Raw genomic sequence first — 2,593 nt, forward strand, 5'->3', positions numbered from 1 at the left:
ATGTTGAATTAAAATAAAGTTTGCAGAATTAGAAAAAAGTCTGCTTAAAAAGAAAAAAGTTTGCACAAAGCCTCGTGAGTATATCCAGAGTATGGGAATATTCGCGGGGCATTTTTATGTAAAAATGTTGTCGTACCAAGTAACCTGTGAGGATCAAAGTTCCCCTTGCGGGGAGTAATTTCTGCATAAGCAAAGAATAAGTGATGTTCCTTTATCTTTATGTATGAGGGGCAAAAGGAACAAATAACTATTAAACATCCGCTTTATATATTATTTAAAACAAAAATGGAAACACTACATCATAATAATAAGCATATACTTTGAGGTTCAAAGATGAAGGAGTTTCTTAAATGAATGAAGAACAGCGAAGTTTTTTTGAGAAAATAATCAAAGATTATGAAAACCTTTTGTATGAAGGTATCGATTATTGGTTTGAGTTTTCATACTTAGATACGTGGCAGTTTTGGGTTAATGTTATATTCCTTATATTGCCTTTGACTGTTATATGGTTTTGTATTGATAAAAAGAGGGCATTATTATTGGGGTTTTATGGTTTTAATGTGCACGTTTGGTTTACATACATAGACAGTTTGGGTGTTAATTTTGGGAAATGGGGTTATCCATTCAAGGCAATTCCGCTTTTTCCCGTTAGTTTTGCCTTAGATGTATCATTAATCCCAGTTGTATATATGCTGGTTTATCAATGGACGTTAAACCATAGAAAAAATTATTATTTGTATTTAACGATCACAAGTGCATTTCTCGCATTTCTATTTAAACCAGTCTTAGTGTGGTCAGGTTTGTTTATTTTATTGAAAGGGTTTAATTACTTTCATTTATTTTTGGGTTACTTAGTTATTATGTTGGTATCAAAATGGATAACCAATATATTTGTACATTTTCAAAGTAATGAACCGAAAACAAGGATCTGATGTTTTTATGAATTATTAATCATTGGTCATGTCGGAGATGTCCAATTACTTCCTGTACTAGATTAGTCTAAGAATCGGGAAACCTATCTACGATACCTGTTCTTGGTTTTATTATTTGGAGAAAGACGGGGTGGGTATTTCCTGCATAAGTACAGCATAAGGGATGTTCCTATATCTCTGAATGAGAGAACTAGAACCAATCTAATGAAGGGCAGCCCACGTCCAGTAACATGTAATAAGCACCAAGCAGAGTTCTCGCCCCTTAAAAATAAATATATATAAATAATTAGGTATGGGGTCAGGAGGAAAGTATGGGGAATGGCGGTGGTACAGGGGAAACCGTAAGGTATAGTATTGTGCTGCATCTTTCAAGGGAAGCCCACGTCCAGCAGTGTGTAATAAGCCCTAGCAAATTCCTCGCCCATAAAGAAATAAATAAAAATAAAAATAAATAATTAGGTATAGGCCACGAGGTAAGTATGGGGAGGGTGGTGATAAGGCAAAACTGCAAGGCAAGGTAGGGTGCTTCATCTTCCAAGGGAAGTCCACGTTCATGAAGGTATACCATGCTTCAGACATAAGCACTCGCCCATAAAGAAATAATTAAAAATAAAAATAAACAATTTTGTATGGGTAACGTGGTAAGTATGGGATTAACGGTGGTATATGTGAGAAACCGTAAGGTATTATGTATAAGGCAGATGGATTAGGCTATCGAATAGGAAACATATCTTCGATACCTTTTATCGGTATTTTATTTGGATAAAGGTGAAACGCAGAAAATCCTTTCTCCTCATTCCTCAATTCACCTTATAAGTTCAAGTCCTATTTTGAAAGAAGCAAAAGAGTAAAAGGAAAATGAGGAATTTTGGGGCATAGTCGCAATTGTATGGCTTTCTTTCAAACTCACACCTAAACGGTTAAGGACACCACCTTCTTTCGTTGATTCCCCTTCAATGTATTCTTGTCTTTTTAACACTATTGACGAGGTGCAAATAACATTACTGAAACACCCACTAAGCATATACCAGCACCTATCCAATCGTATAAATCAGGTGTTTTTTTATCAATACCCCATCCCCACAATACAGAAAGAACGATAAATACTCCTCCATAGGCAGCATATACTCTGCCGAATGATGGGAATGTTTGAAATGTGGCAATTACACCATATAACGCCAAGGCTATTCCTCCGAAAACACCCCAATAGAATGGCTTACCTTCTCTTAACCATAGCCAAATAAGATAACCTCCACCAATCTCAGCAAATCCAGCAAATATAAACAATACAATTGCGTAAATCATTTAAAGCCCACCCTTGATAAATTTATTGACATGGTAATTATACCGTATCCCAAGGGTAGTAAAGCACTGCATTACCATAGAACAACCAGAAGGCAAGAATCGGTAGAGGTACAGGGGTCACCGTAAGGTGCCTTCATGAGGTTTATGTCACTCCCTTTGTTTGGTGATCTCTACTCTATATTTAAGCAAACTTTATTCTTACTTTTTTTATTTTAGAGTTCAATTCTGGCTGAAAAGGGGCAAATCTTTGAGCAAACTTTATTCTAAAGGAATAATCTGGATAACCCCATTGAAGTCAGATTAGATAAGGGCTGAACGTGCTTCCTCGCTTCTGCAAACTTTATTCTAATTTAACA

The 2,593-nt window shown here is 35.8% G+C and carries 2 protein-coding genes; one reads left to right on the plus strand and one right to left on the minus strand.

Annotation, left to right across the window (positions count from 1 at the left end; translation table 11 throughout):
* Nucleotides 1–350: 350 nt before the first annotated feature.
* Entirely contained in the window at nt 351–932 is a 582-nt protein-coding gene (locus ACEWK1_RS27495; RefSeq protein ID WP_416636866.1) for a CBO0543 family protein, read from the plus strand.
* Between the two features lie 978 nt (nt 933–1,910).
* On the opposite strand, the gene ACEWK1_RS27500 is transcribed toward ACEWK1_RS27495, so the two are convergent.
* Entirely contained in the window at nt 1,911–2,237 is a 327-nt protein-coding gene (locus ACEWK1_RS27500; protein ID WP_416636867.1) for a YnfA family protein, read from the minus strand.
* Between the last annotated feature and the right edge of the window lie 356 nt (nt 2,238–2,593).

The sequence above is a fragment of the Metabacillus sp. YM-086 genome (assembly GCF_048059995.1).
In the GTDB taxonomy this organism is placed as follows: Bacteria; Bacillota; Bacilli; order Bacillales; family Bacillaceae; genus Metabacillus; species Metabacillus litoralis_B.